At 36.2% G+C, this 19208-nt stretch carries 9 protein-coding genes and 2 pseudogenes; 10 read left to right on the forward strand and 1 reads right to left on the reverse strand.

Annotation, left to right across the window (positions count from 1 at the left end):
• Positions 1-152 precede the first annotated feature (152 nt).
• The 3 genes from Bccel_RS01005 (at position 153) to Bccel_RS01015 (ending at position 1483) form a co-directional block, all read left to right on the forward strand.
• Complete coding sequence (locus Bccel_RS01005; protein WP_036939658.1) at positions 153-485, forward strand: hypothetical protein; 333 nt, start codon at positions 153-155, stop codon at positions 483-485.
• A 177-nt stretch (positions 486-662) separates the two neighbouring features.
• A complete protein-coding gene (locus Bccel_RS01010; protein WP_036939661.1) occupies positions 663-875 on the forward strand; it encodes a hypothetical protein in 213 nt (70 codons plus the stop codon).
• A 323-nt stretch (positions 876-1198) separates the two neighbouring features.
• Positions 1199-1483: a hypothetical protein gene (locus Bccel_RS01015; protein ID WP_036939663.1), complete on the forward strand. Its 285-nt coding sequence runs from the start codon at positions 1199-1201 to the stop codon at positions 1481-1483.
• 261 nt (positions 1484-1744) lie between these two features.
• Here Bccel_RS01015 and Bccel_RS01020 read toward each other — a convergent pair whose 3' ends face one another.
• The gene (locus Bccel_RS01020) at positions 1745-2584 is read right to left on the reverse strand and encodes an AraC family transcriptional regulator (protein WP_050752959.1); all 840 of its coding nucleotides are present in this window, start codon (positions 2582-2584) and stop codon (positions 1745-1747) included.
• A 281-nt stretch (positions 2585-2865) separates the two neighbouring features.
• Here Bccel_RS01020 and Bccel_RS01025 point away from each other — a divergent pair, with 281 nt between their 5' ends.
• The 7 genes and pseudogenes from Bccel_RS01025 (at position 2866) to fabD (ending at position 19196) form a co-directional block, all read left to right on the forward strand.
• Positions 2866-7368, forward strand: coding sequence for a non-ribosomal peptide synthetase (locus tag Bccel_RS01025; RefSeq protein WP_036939666.1), 4503 nt, complete (start codon positions 2866-2868; stop codon positions 7366-7368).
• A 152-nt stretch (positions 7369-7520) separates the two neighbouring features.
• On the forward strand, positions 7521-10643 hold the full coding sequence (locus Bccel_RS01030) for a cyclic peptide export ABC transporter (protein WP_036939669.1): 3123 nt from the start codon (positions 7521-7523) through the stop codon (positions 10641-10643).
• Positions 10644-10699: 56 nt separating this feature from the next.
• The gene (locus Bccel_RS01035; RefSeq protein ID WP_036939671.1) at positions 10700-11461 is read left to right on the forward strand and encodes a thioesterase II family protein; all 762 of its coding nucleotides are present in this window, start codon (positions 10700-10702) and stop codon (positions 11459-11461) included.
• Between the two features lie 23 nt (positions 11462-11484).
• Positions 11485-14733 (forward strand): annotated as a pseudogene (locus Bccel_RS32415) (condensation domain-containing protein); the annotation flags it as partial.
• A 180-nt stretch (positions 14734-14913) separates the two neighbouring features.
• Positions 14914-15735: pseudogene (locus Bccel_RS32420) on the forward strand (AMP-binding protein); the annotation flags it as partial.
• A 258-nt stretch (positions 15736-15993) separates the two neighbouring features.
• A complete protein-coding gene (locus tag Bccel_RS32425) occupies positions 15994-17910 on the forward strand; it encodes a phosphopantetheine-binding protein (RefSeq protein ID WP_409372121.1) in 1917 nt (638 codons plus the stop codon).
• Positions 17910-19196, forward strand: coding sequence for an ACP S-malonyltransferase (fabD, locus tag Bccel_RS01045; RefSeq protein WP_036939679.1), 1287 nt, complete (start codon positions 17910-17912; stop codon positions 19194-19196). Before Bccel_RS32425 ends, fabD begins: the two co-directional genes overlap by 1 nt.
• The last annotated feature ends 12 nt before the right edge of the window (positions 19197-19208 follow it).

Below are 19208 nucleotides of genomic sequence, written 5' to 3' on the forward strand. Positions count from 1 at the left end.
TTTTTTTCCGAGACATTAAAAAACTTATTTAATAGGTTCTAGGATTTATAAGAATTTAATATATAATAATGCTGCAGCATTTTAAAAAATTTTTTTATAATTGCAGGAATTTACCTTCAAATGGAGAATTAGGAAATTGGGAGGGTGATATTATGTATAATGAAGATATTAAAGAGACTTTAATTAAAGCAATAAGTCAGAGAAAGCCTATCAAATTCCGTTATAATAGCCCGGATGATGATGTAACCGGGGAGAGAATCGGCTACTCACATGCGATGTACATAAACTATTATACGGGAAATATTCTTGTAGATATATATCAAACTGCTGGTGATTCAAATGAAAAGAAAGTCATTCCTGAGTGGAGGCAATTTAAATTAAGCTGCATTGATAATATTGAGATACTTGCTGACAAACAGTTTGAAGTACAGAAAGACTATAAGCCCAACTCTCCGAAATACAAAAATTGTATTGCTAAAATATAGTGTATAAATAAGTTTATAAGCCTCTTAGAAATAGGAGGCTTTTTTGACGAGAGTTAGAAGTAGGCATATATTAAGTAAGAACAAGGCAATATCTTTGTAAATAAGTCCTAAAGTTTAATGTAAAAATTACCGATGATTACCTTAGTGTTTTATATTTAATTTTTGGAGGTGGAATTTATGAACATTATTAATGCTGTTGATAAGGCATATGAGACAAAGAGTCTTAAGGAATTGGTAAATGCTCCTGTAGATGCTTTAAAAGGTGTATCGGAGAATGATGCAAAATTACTCAAAGATGCATTTAATGTAAAAACTATAGGTGATTTAGCTCAACTTAAATATGTAAAATGGGCACAGGCTATTGTAACTCTTGCTGAAACTGAAGGATAGCATATATTATATATTGTGAACCTCTGGCTTAATGTCAGGGGTTTTTTATCTTTCCAAGTATGAGTGTGATAAATTCATTGATTCTTAAAATATGATATAGTATAATAGAAACATTAGGCAATACAATTTCTTGAAATTCCATTCCAAACAATTTCCACATGGGTTAAGCCACAAATTATATGAGTTAAATAATCGTAGTTTAAAATGCTATTTTTAAACGTTGAAGTAGGTAGGATTTATATGTGCTGAATACAGATAGATAATCTGGAAAATGTCTTACACCTCGGGGGAATTTATCAGAAGAAAGGAATAAAGGTGATTGAATGAGTGATTTAAAGGTCAGATATAGTGTGAAAGAAAGCAAAGAAGAGTATCCATGCATAGAGGGAAAAGATACTTATAACACTATAGAGGAAGCGAGTATTGCCGTAGATTACATCTTAAAGAATATTATGCAGAAAAATTCTAAAAGTATAAAACATACTGGACTGCTGATGGTTGATACTATCTGTGAAGATGGCACTGTTGTTATTGGAAGGCTTGATGGAACTTTTGACGGTGAAGATTTCTTTATTGAAATAATAGAGCTGCAGAGAAGTATAGTATGATGATGCAGCTTTCAAGGCTTTTATTGCAGTATAGTTGAATTATTGGAAGTGAATCCAATTGATTCTTATATAAGTAGCAGTCAGACTATACTTGGTTGTATTTTACTATAATACATCAATAGAAATTACCACATTTAATTTTGAGTAGTTCCTGGTAACATGTCTCATGGATGGCTCCTTTACTAAGATTAGGTATGTATATTGCTTAACACAAACCTAATCTTAGCTAAAGGAGTTTTATTTTTCTTCTCAAATGTTTTCCTATAATTTTAATGCAGCTGCATCCTTGTATTTTTTTGGCGATATTCCTTTGGATTTTTTAAATATCTTTGAAAATTGAAGAGGATCATTATATCCTACCGCATTTGAGATATAACTGATAGTATTGCTTGGGTTTGTTAGCAACTCACATGCTTTTTCTATTCTGTATTTGATAATAAATTCTTTTGGAGTAGTATTTAGGATTTCGTGAAATATTTTTGACAGATATTTCCTATCTAAGCTTAAATATTTAGCAATATCATGAACTGTAATTTTCTTGCTGTAATTTGAGTATATAAATTGGGTTGCTTGATTGATATATGAATATCTTGTATTATTGCTTCTTTTGTTAGTGTTTATTATTTTTGCGTTTTCAATAAGGAATAAGAGAAGCAAATATAGCAAACTATGTAATTTAATCTCTCTATTATCATCATTTGACTGAGTTTTCAACATTTCATTAAAGCAACTTTTCACAAACTCGGTTTTTTCAAATGTAAAAATAGGGTTTTGCTGATCAATGTATGCACGTTTAAGATAATAAGAAGCATTTATGCCGTCGAATCCAATCCAATAATATGTTAAAGGAGTTTCAATACTTGACTTCAAATATGAAAGACAATCTGGGGGAATAAGAAAACCAGAGCCTTTTTCTAAGGAATAGTTCTGGTTATTTATATTACATGATCCCGTCCCATCAAGAATAAAGTATATGGAAAACTGGTCCATGATATCTTGTGTCCCAAAATACCCAGGCTTGCAATGTTCTAATCCGTAGTTATATAAGCTTAAATCAATATTTGAATTCATATAGTTTGAACAAACATTAAACTGAGCCATGTTTAAACCTCTTCAAATGCTATTACCAAAAATATATATAATATATAAAACTTGGTTTGATTAATAAATCTAAAATAATGTGCATTTTTTACAAAAATTATGAAGAAAATCAATTTAACGACATTATAACATAAGATTGTGACAAATGTCTATTTATTGTTATTTTATTATAATTTATAATTAATTGTTAAAATAAGGTAATGATTCGGATGTGGAGAAGGGTATATCCGGTAATGACCTGATGTTCATGAAACTAAAGTATATTAAGGGGAGTTTGGTTTATGAAGAGAGAACTCAGTGAAAATGTGAAGTTGTATCCATTGACGCATCCGCAGAAGAGGGTGTGGTATATAGAGAAAATCAACTCAAGTACTCCCTTGCATAATATCGGGGGCATAGTAAGAATAAAAGGGAAAGTTCGTCCGGATCTTCTTGTGGAAGCTATAAATATTTTTGTCAAAAAAAATGACGGAATAAGATTGTGCTTTGTGGAAAAAGAAGGTGATGTATGGCAATATGTAGGAGAATATAAAAGAAATACAATAGATATTATGGATTTTTGCATATATGAGGATACTGAAAAAGAACTCAATCTTTGGATGGAAATGCAAGCTTGCAAGATTTTTGACATATATAATGATGAACTTTACTATTTTTCTTTATTTAAAATGGGTAACGATGAATACGGAGTTTTTGCAAGATTTCATCATATAATTTCAGATGGATGGTCTGTTTATCTTTACCTAAACAGGGTTTGCAAGCACTATATGAGCCTGGAAAGAGGGGAGGAGATTGGAGACGAAAACCAATCTTCATATATAAACTATATTTTTCAGGAACAACAGTACTTGTCATCTCAAAAATTAAAAAAATACCAAGAATACTGGAAACAAAAATTTAGTGTGTTACCTGAAACATTTATGCATAAAAGCATGCAAAATACAAAGGGACAAAGAAAAAGCCGTATATTGGATTCTTTAAGGCTACAAGCTATCAAAGAGTTTTGCAATTTCCAGCATTGTTCACTGAATACATTTTTTATTATGATTATATTACTTTACATATATAAAACTACAGGTGAAAAAGACATTGTTATAGGTACCCCGGTACTGAATCGGTCGGGTAGGAAGGAGAAGGGGATTTTTGGAATGTTCACCAGTACCATGCCATTTAGAATAAAATTGGAAGGTGAGTATTCATGTATCCAACTCTTAGGTGAGGTCGGAAAAGAGTTAAAAAACTGCTACTTAAATCAAAAGTATCCCTATGATTTCCTTGTACAGGATCTAGAATTGAGAAAAAAGGGATATGACGGACTATTCAATATCAGTGTCAATTATTATAATACAAAAATGGAAACGCAACTAAATGGAATGCCGACGGAAATTGTTGAGTTTTACAGTGGAAATCAGGCTTATCCGCTTCAAGTTGTCATTAAGGAATGGTCAAGTGACGGATTGACAGTTTATCTTGATTATCAGACCGAATCCTATAAAGAGTACCAGATAGAATATATGATGCAGTGTATATTTACATTGGTGGAAAGGGTTTTAGCCAAACCTGAAACAATACTTGGAAATATCAGTTGTCTAACCCTGGATGAGGTGCGGAAAAATATCTATGAATATAATTTTACTACTTCCATATACCCAAAAGAGAAAACCATTATCCAATTATTCGAGGAACAAGTAGATAGGACACCGCAAAACATTGCAATAGAATTTGGGGAACAGCAGTTAACTTTTACCGAGCTGAATCAAAAATCTAATCAACTTGCCAGGTGGCTCAGGGACAAAGGAATCGGACGGAATGATATTGTAGGAATCATATCAGTCCATTCTATCGAAGCTATTGTAGGAGTATTAGGAGTATTAAAAGCAGGAGGTGCGTATTTGCCTATAGACCCGGAATGCCCTGCCGAAAGAATGGAGTATTTGCTTAGAGATTCACAGGCAAATGTTTTATTTGTACATTGTAATATGAGTAGTATTCCGGATTTTCAAGGAGAAATTGTTTTCCTGAACGACACGAACATTTTTACCGGAGAGGGAGCAAATTTGCAAGCGGTAAATAATACAAGGGATCTTGCTTATATTATTTACACATCAGGATCGACCGGTAAACCAAAAGGTGTTATGGTTGAACATCAGGGAGTTGTCAACTACATATGGTGGGCGAGGATGGTGTATATAAAAGAAGACAGAGATGTGTTTGCCATGTACTCTTCATTAGCTTTTGACTTAACGGTAACGTCCATTTTTACCCCGCTTATAAGCGGCAATAAAATGGTAGTGTATTATGACGATAAATCTGAATTCATACTGGATAAAATTATGCGTGAAAATAAGTGCAGTATTATCAAATTAACACCGGCTCATTTGTCCTTGTTAAAAGATAGAGACAATAAAGGTTCGTCAGTAAAACGCTTTATTGTTGGAGGAGAAGATTTAAAAGTAAATCTGGCAGAGGCTATTTATCAAAGTTTTGCCGGAAATATTGAAATTTATAATGAGTATGGGCCTACCGAAACGGTAGTAGGTTGTATGGTACATCGGTATGAGTCTGGAAAAGACACAGGAATATCAGTACCGATTGGAGTACCTGCCGATAATGTTCAAATATATATTCTGGATACCTACCTCAACCCTGTACCCACAGAAAGTATTGGTGAAATGTATATATCAGGAGATGGTGTAGCTAGAGGGTACTTGAACAGGGAGGATTTGACACGGGAGAAATTTATAGAAAACCCTTTTGTAATGGGAAAAAAGATGTATAAAACCGGTGATCTGGCTAGATTTTTAACCAATGGCAAAATAGAATATGCAGGAAGAATTGACCAGCAGGTAAAAATCAAGGGATATCGTATTGAGTTGGGCGAAATAGAAAAGCATTTGTTACAGCACGAAAGCATTCAGGAGGCTGTTGTTATAGACCGTGAGAATGAAAGTGGTATGAAATACCTTTGTGCATACCTTGTTGTGATTGAACCTGTAGAAGAAAGTGAGATTAGGAAATACCTCTTAAAGATGCTTCCCGAGTATATGATACCTCAAAATTACTGCTACCTTAAGGATATTCCATTGACCGGCAACGGAAAAGTAAACAGGGCGTTATTGCCTGAACCTGATAGAAAAATAAAGACTGTAACGAAGTATGTTGGACCTGCAAATGAATTGGAGGAAAAACTGCTGGATACAATTAAAAGTATTGTAAACATGGAAAAAATAAGTATGAAGGATGCTTTTTATGAGCTGGGCGGTGACTCTATAAAAGCAATTCAACTTGCAGCTAAAATGAGTGATGCAGGATTTAAATTAAAGGTGAAAGATATTTTGTCTCATCCTGTGATTGAGGATATGGTATTATATGTAAAGTATAGACAAGAAATGTATATGATCCAAAAGGAATGTAAAGGTCATATACAGCCTACGCCAATATCGGAATGGTTTTTTTCCCAGAGATTAAAGAATGTAAACCATTATAATCAATCTGTGGTGCTTGCACTAAAAGAAGAGCTTAGTGTTCAAATCCTTGAACAGGCTTTTCAAAAGGTTATCAGTGTACATGATTCTTTAAGGATCAATTATAATATCGAGGAGCGGCAATTATTTTATAATGAGTTCCATCTGGAAAAAACTCATACAATTGAGGTGCTGGACTTGTCTGGCTTGAACCGTTTTCAACAGAAAGCTGAGATGATTAAAAAGGGCGGGGAATTAAAAGCGTGTTTTAATATAGAGAATGACATTCTTATAAAACTCTGTATCTTTAATCTGGGACCAAACGGGAAGAGGCTCTTGCTTACAGCTCATCATCTTGTTGTAGATGGGGTTTCATGGAGGATCATTATAGATGATTTGGCTTGGTTTTACAAGCAATTATTACATGGAAATGATGTGAAAATTCCGTCAAAGACCAATTCAGTGCAAGACTGGGCAAGTGTATTGGCGGCTTCAGGTAAAAGTATGGTGAAGGAAGAGATAGACTTTTGGAACTCTGCCTTAAGGGACAACCGGAACTTTCCTATTGACTTTGATATGGGCGAGGATACTATCCAGTTTTGTCAAACTGTTGAAGAATGGCTTGATGAAAAGTATACGACGGATTTATTATTTAATGCTGTCCAGACTTATAAAACCGAACCCTTTGATTTACTTATCGTTGCGTTGGCTCTGACTATCCGCGATTTTACGCAAAGTGACAATGTGACTATCGAATTGGAGGGACATGGAAGAGAAGAAGTGTTTGATCAAATTGATATCTCCAGAACCGTCGGGTGGTTTACAACTATATATCCTGTAAAACTGAAGGTTGATAATGAGCTTTCTGTCAGTATAAAGTCCATTAAGGAACAAATCCGAAAAATACCGAACAGAGGATTGGGGTTTGGGATACTAAAGTACCTGTCGGGAGAAATTGAAGATGAAAGAGGCAATTCAAGGATTCGCTTTAACTATATGGGGGATACGGTAATTTCCGGTGATAATGAATTGTTTTCGTTTTCATGGGATGATTCCGGAGACGAATGCAGCAAGATGAACAATATGACATGCTTAATAGACATTACTGCCATGATTATCGAAGGTAGAATGAAAATAAATCTGGCTTACAGCATAAACAAGTTTAAACATGAAACAATAAAAGAGTTTATGGAAAGATATACAGGGTATCTAAAGGAAATTATCCGTTACTGTTGCGAAAAGGAAGAGAGTGAATTTACTTCATCTGATTTCGATACGTTAAACCTTTCGGAATTTGATCTTGATACTCTATTTAACTAAACCAGAAAACACTTGTGTATTATTTAATTCCTTCAAAAAAAGTTTGCTAATGAAAATACTTTTGAGGAATTAAACCTTGAAAGCCCACCATATCGGTCTGGGTTTCATGGGTAATCAACGCTATAATTATTTGTTTGATTGGGGAGTATGTTATGGAAATATGTAAATTGAAAATTCTGATGTTTTTAGTCGGTTTGATATTAATGCTTCCGATTTACTCGGCAGCGGCAGAACAACAAGCGTTCCAGAATGAGAGTTTAAAATTAAAAGATTCTGAAATAAACCTGATAGAATCATACATTGATAAACAAATGAAATCAGGTAATATTCCGGGAATGTCAGTTGTAATAGTAAAGGGAGACAGTACTGTTTATGAAAAAGGGTTTGGGTATGCTGACACAAAGCTAAAGAAACCTATAACCAAAGATACACTATTCGAGCTTGGTTCAAACAGTAAAGCCTTCACAGCATTAGGGATATTGCAGCTTCAGAAAAAAGGATTGCTTCATCTTGATGATCCGGTTGATAAATATCTTCCATGGTTACACATGAAATATCAAGGGAAAATAGCGAAATTGACAATAGAGCAGCTTCTTTACCATACCAGTGGAGTTCCGTTTAAAACTATCGGATATATTGATGCAGATGATGGGGAGAATGCTTTAGAAGCTGCAATCAAAAAACTGGTTGGTCAGGAACTGGATTTTAGGCCTGGAGAGCGTTTTTCATATGCTACAATAAATTATGATGTCTTGGGTTTGATAGTACAAAAGGTTTCAGGACAGCAATTTGAAGCATATATCAAGAATAATGTCATAAAACTCCTTCGAATGGATAATACATACCTGTTCAGAAGCGAGGCTGCTTCTCACGAAATGGCGTTTGGATACAAGATAGGTTTTACAAGGGCACTAAGGTATGATGCACCGATGTACAGAGGGAATACTCCTGCCGGGTATTATATTACCAATGCTGAGGATTTAAGCAGGTGGCTGAAAGTTCAGCTGGGATATTTACAACCAGAAGGGATGGATGACGGCATAATTCTTCAAAGCCATATTCCGAACAGGACTGTAGGTCCGTGTGCGGATGGTTCCTCCTATGCATTGGGATGGTTTGTTTTTCAAAGCGGAGAAGGCGATTTGTGGCATGGGGGAGAAAATCCCAATTATTCTTCATTTATTGCGTTTAGGCCAGGTGAAAATTTTGGAGTTGCTGTACTTGCCAATATGAATTCCAGCTATGCAAGAGATACGGGAAGAGGAATCGTTGATATTTTAATGGGCAAAGAACCCCCTACAACAGAATCGGATATGTACAAGAATCTGGATAAAGTTGCTACTGCTGTAATATGTAGTGCAATTTTTATCATCATTCTGATATTGTGTTTGACAATAGTCGCTTTGATAGAGACTTTTAAAGGAGTACGGAGATATCAACGTTTTAGAATAAAGCATTTGTTGCACATTGTCACAGCAGTTACGAGTTTAAGTGTTTTTGGATACTGTTTGTATATTGTCCCTGATATATTATATGGTGGGCTGCCATGGAAATTTGTGTGCGTATGGGCACCGGTCAGCTTGGTCATCGCTTTGATTCTTTTAGTAGCAGTTGTCCTGCTATTTTTTATATACCTCATTTTGACATCATTATTTCCTAAAGACAAAGACAAATCACTGTTTACTATTGCAGCATTAAGTATTGCCAGCGGTTTTGGCAATTCACTTGTCATTTTTACTGTAAATGAGGTGTTAAACAGGAGCAATGATGTTTTTGAAAGTGGCCTCTTCCTTTATTTTCTATTGGGAATGCTGCTTTATGTATATGGACAGCGCTTGGTCAGAACACGATTGATAACAATTACAAACGATCTGGTATATGCCAGAAGAATGGAGATTGTAAACCGGATTCTAGGAACGTCCTACCAAAAAATTGAGGAAATCGAAGATGGTAGAATACAGGCGGGTTTAAATAATGATACTGAGACTATAAGCGGTTTTGCAAATATTTTTATAACTGGAATCACTAGCATGATTACATTGTTATGCTGTTTTATATATCTCGGTTTTATAAGTTTTTACGGATTATGCCTTTCTATAGCAGTGGCACTGATAGCCGCTTCGTTGTATTTTTTTGTTGGAAGGTCGGCAAATCGGTTATGGGAGAGCACGAGAGACATTCAAAATATATTTTTCAGTTTTATCAATCATATTACCGCAGGATTTAAAGAGTTATCTCTGAACAGAGCAAAGAGAAGCGAGTTTAAGAACGACATGCTGTATAGCTGTGCTCTTTACAGGGACAAGCGTGTTCTGGCTGATATGAAGTTTGCTAATGTTTTTGTTATTGGAGAACTTTTATTTACGTTTGTGGTAGGAATTGTTGCATTCTTTTTCCCGATACTGTTCAAGGATATCGGAAATTCTTCACTCAGGACTTATATCTTTGTGTATCTTTACATGACAGGACCTGTTCATGGAGTTTTGAATATAATTCCCAATTTAATCCAGATGAAGATAAGTTGGAAAAGAATTAATGAACTTATTGAGCAGATTTCTATTTATGAGCCTGATAAAAAAACACCGGATGAAATAACTGTCAACAAGGAAAATATCAAGTTGGAACTAAAAGGGGTAAAGTACAGCTATGGGGATGTGAATGGAGATACATTTTCAGTAGGACCTATAGATTTTGATTTCCATTCAGGTGAGATTACTTTTATCACTGGGGGAAACGGAAGCGGCAAATCTACATTGGCAAAGCTGCTGACAGGCTTATATATTCCCCAACAAGGTGAGATCAGAATTAATGGATGCAAAGTCAATGCTCAGGGGTTGGGCCAGCGATACTCAGCAATATTCAGCGATTTTCACCTTTTTGATAAGCTCTACGGGCTTGATTATGCTAAAAAAGGTGAAGACATAGTCAAGTATCTCAGACTATTAAAAATGGAAGATAAGGTTGAAATACAGGATGGAATATTTAGTACGACCAGACTCTCTACAGGGCAGAGGAAAAGGCTTGCACTGTTGATCAGCTATCTGGAGGATAAACCCATATGTCTGTTTGATGAATGGGCTGCAGATCAGGATCCGGAATTCAGACGTTTTTTCTACCAAGTATTACTGCAGGATATGAAAAAAAGGGGAAAATGTATTATTGCCATAACGCATGATGATAGATACTTTGATGTCGCAGATAAAGTTTTAAAGATGGAAACAGGAAGGATTGCAGAAAAAGAGATTCATCCTATTCTGGAATTAACTAATGCCTAAGTATATATAAAATTACACTGATAGAAAGTAATTAATCAATCAAGGTGGTCGATAGAGTGGAAAAGATAATGTTATTTTGTCTTCCTTATGCAGGTGGGTCGGCAATGGTGTATAACCGTTGGAAAGATCATTTGAACAATAAAATTAAGGTGATGCCGATTGAGTTGGCAGGTAGAGGAAAACGGTTTTGCGATCCTTTTTACAAATGTTTTGATGAAGCTGTAGTGGATGTTTTCAATCAGGTGAAAATGGTGTTGACCGATTCTCCCTATGCTTTTTTTGGACATAGCATGGGAAGTCTTCTTGTGTATGAAACAATAAAAAAAATTAAGGATGCAGGTTTGAACTTGCCGCAGCATGTATTTTTCTCGGGACGCTATCCTCCTCATATTATCAAGCGGGAAAAGATTCTTCACACAATGTCAACAGCCAATTTTATTGAAGAAATTAATAGGTATGGAGGAATGCCTAAAGAGATTTATGAAAACAGGGAAATGTTGTCTGTGTTTCTTCCAATCCTTAGAGCTGATTATACTATTTTGGAGCAGTATGAATTCAGAGATGCATGCTGTCAATTTGATTATGATATTACTGTATTTACAGGGCTTGAAGATAAGGATGTTACATTAAAAGATTTGGAAGAGTGGAAAAAGCATGCTCTGAGGGAGTGTACAGTTTATTCTTTCAAAGGCGGACATTTTTTCATCAACAGCGAAACCAAAAATCTGGTTCAAATTGTGAATAAAACGCTTTTAAAATGTTATGAATCAAGTGATGAACTGGATATCGAAAGGCTATTTGAAATACTTTGTGAATAAATAAAACATGGGGGGGTAAATTTATGAGTACATCTAAAAAGCTGGATAAACAGAATGTTGAGGATATACTTGCTCTTACACCGGTCCAGGAAGGAATGCTGTTTCATTACTTAAGCAATCCTGAGAGTGAGTTGTATTTTGAACAGATGAGTTTTGGCCTTTTGGGAGAAATTGAAATTAATTTATTCAAGAAGGCATGGAGTTTTGTGGTGGAAACAAATGAAATGCTGCGTACGGTTTATCGCTGGGAAGGGATTGAAATGCCTGTACAGGTAGTGTTGAAAAAGCAGGAGCTTTTGATCAGGGAATATGACGTTTCCTCTGCCAGTGAAGAAAAAAGGCAGGAATTATTGGATGAAATCCGGATAAAGGATAGAAAAGAAAGGGTTGATATAAGCACAGAGCCTTTCAGAATTACCATTTGCAAGGTGGATAAAAACATTTATGAAATGATAGTAAGCAGTTATCATATTATATATGACGGATGGAGCAACGGAATTCTATTAAAGGAGTTTCTAAAAGCATATAATGAATTGTATTTTGGTTTACAGCCGCAAAAACAGGTAAAGACAAGGTATAAGGAATATATAAAGTGGTATGGAAAACAGGACAAAGAAGAAAGAGCAAAGTACTGGAAACGTTATCTCGAGGGTTTCCAAAGTAAAACCATACTTCCTGTAGACCGCAAAAAGCTGGACAAAACTGTTATAGCACAAAACTATACCAAGGTAATTAATAAAACATTATCCGATAAGGTCAAAAGTTTTGCAAAAAGCCAGGGTATAACTTTAGCGTCGCTGCTATATTGTGCATGGGGAATATTGCTTAAAAAATATAATGATTCATACGATGTTGTATTTGGGACAACAGTATCGGGCAGAACACCTGAGGTCAAAGGGATAGGAGATATTGTTGGTTTATTTATCAATACACCTCCTATTAGAATTCAATCGAGCCCCAATGAAGCTGTTTCAAACCTCATCTCAAAAGTGGATACAATGCTGAGGGAACGGGATGATTTTGAATACACTCCGCTCACAGAGATTAAACCATTACTTGAGATTGACAGTATGGAAGAACTTTTCGATTCCATTGTAGTCATAGAAAACTACCCTCTTGACAGTTCCTATAATGAAAACGACAGCAAAATAAAAATCAGGTTAAACTCTATATTTGAAATGACAAATTATGATTTGACCTTTGTAATATCTACTTTTGACAATATAGGAATCAGAATCATTTATGATGCAAAAATATTTGATCATGAAACAATGGAAAGACTGTCGGATCAGTATATTAAGATTTTGAAAGAGATGCTTGAAAAGCCTTGGCAGAGCATTAGTGAAATAGATATTTTGACTGAAGCTGATAAACAGCAAATTCTCTTTGATTTTAACAACACCGGAGCCCTCTATAACATAGACAAAACGATGCATGAATTGTTTGAGGAACAGGTCATCAATTCACCTGATCGTATTGCAGCTGTTTTTGAAAATCAATCCATTACTTACAGCGAGTTGAATGAAAAGTCCAACCAGTTGGCTAGATTGCTTCAGAAAAAGGGTGTCAAAAATGAAACTATTGTAGGAGTTATGGTTGAGCCTTCGCTGGATATGATTATAAGCGTTTTAGCAGTATTGAAGGCAGGGGGTGCTTATTTACCCATAGACCTGCATGTTCCTGCAGATAGAATTACTTATATTCTGGAGGATTCAGGTGCAAAGGTTTTGATAACTACCAGTCATGCCGTACAGAATATTCATTATACGACTCTCCAGAATTTTGAGTCCAAAGACGGCAGTAACATTGTTGTGACCAGTCCCAGGAGCCACATTCAGGAATTTGATGCACTGCCTGTGCCTGACAGGTCACTGATTGATATCGGCAGTTATAAGGGTAAAATCGGCATGGCGAGTGTAAATAATTGTATTTCTCTGCAGACTACCAGAGGATGTCCATATAAATGTTTATACTGTCACAAGGTTTGGTCCAAGCACCATGTTCGGAGATCGGCTGAAAATATATATGAAGAAATAGAATATTATTATAAAAACGGGGTTAGAAACTTTGCTGTTATAGATGACTGTTTCAATCTAGATATGAAAAATAGTGCGGAACTATTCAAGCTGATTGTGAAGAATGATCTTAAGATACAGATTTTCTTTCCCAATGGCTTGCGGGGAGATATCCTGACGCCGGAATACATAGATTTGATGGTTGAAGCCGGTACGAGAGGAATAAACTTATCGCTTGAAACAGCCTCTCCAAGGCTTCAGCAGTTGCTTATGAAAAACCTTGACCTTGATAAATTCAAAAATGTAGTTGATTATATTGCAACAAAACATTCAAATATTATTTTGGAAATGGCCACCATGCATGGTTTTCCTACCGAGACAGAGGAAGAGGCTATGATGACGCTGAACTTCATCAAGGATATCAAATGGCTTCATTTTCCTTATGTCCATATTTTGAAAATATTCCCCAACACTGAGATGGAGGCTTTTGCTCTGGAAAACGGGATCTCAAAGGCCGACATATTAAAGTCTAAAGACAGAGCGTTTCATGAACTGCCCGAAACACTTCCCTTTCCAAAGAGTTTTACCCGAAGATACCAGGCCAGTTTTATGAATGAATACTTCCTGTCCAAGGAACGTCTAAAGCATGTTCTTCCTGTGCAAATGCGGATTCTTGACGAAGGGGCACTTATACAAAAATATAATGCATATTTACCGGTTGAAATCAATAGTATTGCGGATATTATAAAATTTACAGAATTGAATGACTTTATTCTGCCTGAAGATTGCAGAGAAACAATTGAGATTCCGTATTCGGTTTTTGATAAGCCAAAGCAAGAAAGAAAAGAAATTATCGGAGCTAAGAAAATTATGTTTTTGGACTTATCGCAGCATTTCAGTTCAAGTAATATGCTTTATAAGGTTGCTGAACAACCCATAGGACAGATTTATCTGTTAACTTATTTAAAAAAGATATTTGGAGAAAAGATTGACGGCAGAATATATAAATCGGGAAATGATTTTGACAGCTTTGAGGAGCTGAAAAATCTGGTTAATGAGTATAAGCCAGATATGATAGGTATAAGAACCCTGACATATTTTAAAGAGTTTTTTCATGAGACCGTTTCACTGCTAAGACAATGGGGGATTAATGTTCCCATAATAACGGGGGGACCTTATGCATCAAGTGACTATGATACCATACTAAAGGATAGGAATGTAAACCTTGTGGTTTTTGGGGAGGGTGAGTATACATTAGCCGAACTTGTGAGCAAAATGCTTGAGAACAGTTTTAAACTGCCTGAAAGCATAGTCTTAAGGAATATTAACGGAATTGCTTTTGCAGAAGAATCGCAGCATTTTACCGATACAAGTTGTCAGATATTTATGATAGACAGAATCAAGGATATTTTGGCTGAGGAAGAAAAGGAGAATCTTTGCTTAAGTGTAAGTTCGAAAAACATGGCTTATGTAATGTACACTTCCGGTTCCACAGGAAAGCCAAAAGGGGTAATGGTCGAGCATAGACAAGTGAATAATTGCATATCCTGGATGCAGAATGAATTCGGACTAAAAAGCAGCGATATAATTGTACAAAGGACTAATCTTACTTTTGACCCTTCAGTTTGGGAAATCTTCTGGCCGCTTTATTCAGGTGCGTGTGTCAGACTTATTACTCAGGAACAAAGCAGGGATGCTGAATTCCTGTTGAATTTAATGAGTGAGGAAAACGGACCGACCATGATGTACTGCCCTGCATCTCTGGTAACCGGAATGTTGTACATGCTAAATAACAGGGCTGAGAGTCCAAAGCTAAAAATGCCTTGGCTTATAATAGGTGCAGAGCCTATCGGTATTGAAACGGTAAGAGGATTCTATGATTACTATGATGGTAAAATTGTGAATACTTATGGACCAACCGAATGTACCATAAATAATACTTATTATCATATTGACAGGGATGACAAAAGATCTGTTGTTCCTATTGGTAAACCCATTGCCAATAATATGATTTATATTCTTTCCAGAGACAAGCAGTTATTACCAGTAAAAGCTCCGGGGGAAATATATATTGCCGGAGACAGTGTGGCAAGGGGGTATATTCACAATCCTGAAAAGACGACAGAGTGTTTCATTGAGAACCCTTATGGAGAGGGACGGCTTTATAAGACAGGAGATATAGGAAGATGGCTAAGGGACGGTAATATTGAGATCATGGGAAGAGTGGATGAGCAGGTTAAAGTCAGAGGCTACAGGATTGAACTGGGAGAGATAGAATCTGCGTTATCCAGGCACAAATCGATAAAAGACTGCGTTGTGGTTGTTAAGGGAGGAATAAAGGCTCAAACAGTAGTAAAAGAGTGTAAAAGCTGCGGAATTACTTCGAAATACCCGGGAATAAAAATCAGCGAAGAGGGTTTATGCGATATTTGTCAGGATTCTAGCATCTACAAGAGCTACATGAATAAATATTTCAAGACCCTGGATGATCTGAATATGCTTCTAAAAGAAAACTCCATGTCCCAAAAGGGAAAATACGATTGCCTGCTTCTATACAGTGGAGGAAAGGGCTCGGCTTATGCCCTGTACCGACTGGTAGAAATGGGATATAAGGTTCTTGCTTTGACTTATAACAATGGTTATTTTACAAAGTCCGACATGGAAAATATCAGGATGATTACAAGCAAATTAGGGGTAGATCATGTTGTATTGACTCACAAGAATACTGATGAAATCCTTAAAGAAAGCTTAATTGCTGCACATACAGTCTGCCGGGGATGCTTCCATATTTCATCTTCCCTTGCAGGAGATTATGCATATAGAAACAACATTTCTCTTGTAGTAGGAGCAACGTTATCAAGAGGACAAATTTTGGAAAACAAGCTTTTGATGTTTTATAAGCAGGGGATTTCGGATGTAAGTGAAATTGAGAGGGAACTTCTCAACATCCAGAAAGGTGCAAGGCAAATGGATAAGAGCATTTTTGACCACATGGACATTGAGAGTATCAGCAGCGGGGCAGTATATGATCAAGTGAAATTTGTAGATTTCTATCGGTATTGCGATATAACGAATCAGGAAATGATTTCGTTCCTTAACCAGAAGGACGAATATTGGATTGGCCGGAAAAACTATGCCATATATTCAACCAATTGTCCCGTCAAACAGATTGGAGATTATGGTCATTTGCATGAAAGAGGTTTCCACTATTATGGAAGTGCAACAAGCTGGGAGAAGCGTTTGAACCATATCACTATAGAAAATGTGAAAGAAGATTTAAAGTGTTATCCAACGGAAAAGGCCTTTAAGAACTTCTCGAAAAGGGTAGGATATGAACCGGTTCGGCAGGAACAAAAAATTGATACCAGCTATATATGTGCATATTATGTTTCGGAGTCTGAAATATCAGCAACAGAGCTAAGGGAATTTCTGACGGACAAGCTGCCGGGTTATATGATTCCAACTTATTTTGTTGAAATGGAAAAGATTCCTTTTACATCAAATAACAAAATTGACAAAAAGGCTCTTCCTGAGCCTGAAGAAAACATAAACTCGGGTGTAGAGTATGTGGCTCCCGAAAGTGAGACTGAAGAAATTTTAACAGAAATTTGGCATAGGATTCTTGATGTAGACAAAGTTGGTGTAAAAGATAATTTTTTTGACATTGGCGGTAACTCAATCCTTTTGATACAGATGCATTCCCAGGTGGACAGAAGATTTCCGGGTAAGACAATGATGATGGATCTTTTCGCATATCCCACGGTATCAAAACTTGCCAATTTTATAGATTCAAAAAATGAGAAAATATGTAAATACATATCAGTGGAGCCGGTCGACCTTCCCGTTTCATATTTTTGCGGAGGGGAGAAGGACTTGAAAGCAGCTTCTTACAGCTTTACATTAAATAAACAGATGTCAGAGAAAGCAAAGCTGATGTCAAAAACTGAAAATATTACGACTGATGATATATGGGTTGCCGTGTACTCGTATCTTTTTGCCCAAATGGCCGGAAAAAAGGAAATTGCGGTTCAGAGCATTACTGGTGATGTCAACCGGGTTGTTTCTGTAAAAAATGATTTTGATGCAATGAAGGACTTTATCCAGTTGTTTAAGAATGTAAATCGGCAACATAGGGATGAGAATCAGGCTGAAGCATATGAAATAGAAGAAATTAAATCTATTGTTATGAACAAAGGAAATGAATCTGTCATACCTCTGATTTTTAAAAAAGGGCTGACAAATGTAAAAGGAAACCTCATGGATATTTACGATATTTCTCTAGAATATGATGATGGTGAGGAAGAAATGCAATTTCAGTTTGAATACAACGGAAAAGTGCTTAAAAGTGACAAAATGAAAGAATTGGTTAACAGTTACTATAAAATCACCAAAATGATTATAGACCAGTATGAGCCAAAAGGAGTTGTTTTATAATGAAAAAGATTGTTTGGTTGTTTCCCGGACAAGGTTCGCAGTATGTCGGGATGGGAAAGAAACTCGCAGAACAGTTCCATGCGGTGCGAGAGGTTTTTGAAGAGGCCAATGATGTTATGGGGTTTGACTTGAAAAGGCTATGTTTTGAAGGCAGTATGGACGAACTTACAAGAACGGAGAATACTCAACCGGCTATTTTGACGGTCAGTGTAGCTGCTTGCAGGGTGTACATGCAGGAAATAGGCATAGAGCCTTATTATTGTGCCGGACATAGTCTGGGAGAGATATCTGCATTAACATGTGCATATGCAATAGAATTTCATGATGCTTTGAAAATAGTAAGGCGAAGAGGTGAATTGATGAAGGAAGCAGCCGCGGCAGGCTTGGGTTCTATGGCTGCCGTTAGCGGAATAGATAAGGCTGAACTCCAGAAAATTTGTGATAGATATACTTTTAGAGAAAATGTGGCAGTTATTTCTAATTACAACTCTCCGGATCAAACAGTCATATCCGGACATAAGGCTGCAATTTATGAGATAAATGAACATCTTCAGGGTTTGGGTGCAAAAGTAGTACCTTTAAAAGTAAGTGCACCCTTCCACAGTCCATTGATGCAGAAAGCAGCAGACAAGTTTGAAATGGAACTTGCCGGATATAAATTTGGAGATTTAAAATACCCGGTAATATCAAATACAAATGCTTTACCTTATGAGGGAAAAGCCAGTATCGCCAGCCTTTTAAAAGCTCAGATAACAAGACCTGTACAATGGGTAGAATCTATGGAGTATTTGAGGCAACATGAGATGGAAATCGCTGTAGAATTAGGACCCGGAACGGTACTGAGAAATCTGATGAGTAAAAATACTCCTGGTATCAAAACATTTTCTTTTGACAAAGAAGATGATACTGAGGAATTGAAAAAGGTCTTGTCTGAAAATCAAATATCTTTCGAAAATCAGATTAAACGTTTTGAGCACACCGTTGTTACAAAGTGTATTGCAGTTGCTGTGTGTACCAGAAACAGAAACTGGAATTATGATGAATACCTTAGAGGTGTCATTGAACCTTATAAAAAGGTTCAGAAAAGACAGGAAGAGCTGGAGAAGGAAGGAATACAACCGACATTGTTCGATATGCAGGAAGCACTGGATATGCTTAGTTCGGTATTTGTTACTAAAAAGGTTCCGGTGAAAGAGTGCATTGAGAGGTTTAACGAGGTATTCCATGAAACAGGGACTCGGCACTTGTTTCCTGACTTTAAAATGCAGTATAAAGATGAACTGTGATCTGGAAGGGGG

This window comes from Pseudobacteroides cellulosolvens ATCC 35603 = DSM 2933 (genome assembly GCF_001262605.1).
Taxonomy (GTDB): domain Bacteria; phylum Bacillota; class Clostridia; order Acetivibrionales; family DSM-2933; genus Pseudobacteroides; species Pseudobacteroides cellulosolvens.